The sequence below is a fragment of the Aeromonas sp. sif2433 genome (assembly GCF_019218705.1).
Lineage (GTDB): Bacteria > Pseudomonadota > Gammaproteobacteria > Enterobacterales > Aeromonadaceae > Aeromonas > Aeromonas encheleia.
Genome location: NZ_JAHUXD010000052.1, coordinates 1 through 255, shown reverse-complemented (window position 1 = coordinate 255; position 255 = coordinate 1). Strand labels below are relative to the sequence as shown.

Here is a 255-nt window from a genome sequence, read left to right as displayed (position 1 = left end):
TGCTGTCGTTGTCGATGGTCGCACTCAGGGTGTAGCTGTAGTTCACCGTCCCGCCACTGGCCGTGCCCACGTAACTCAGCAGCGTCAGCACCCCTTCGCCGGTGTTGACCATCTGGCTACCGTTAAATCCTTGCACCTGGGCCAGGGTGTAGCTGGTACCCCCTATCACCACATTCAAAATCCCGTCCGTGGCCGACACCGTGAAGCTACCGCTCACCGTCTCGCTGTTGGCCGCAGCATTCGAGCCATTCGGAT

At 60.0% G+C, this 255-nt stretch carries 1 protein-coding gene; it reads right to left on the bottom strand.

Going from position 1 to position 255, the window contains the following annotated elements; genetic code table 11:
• On the bottom strand, positions 1-255 hold a 255-nt coding region (locus KW825_RS20365), incomplete at both ends, for a hypothetical protein (RefSeq protein ID WP_218330247.1).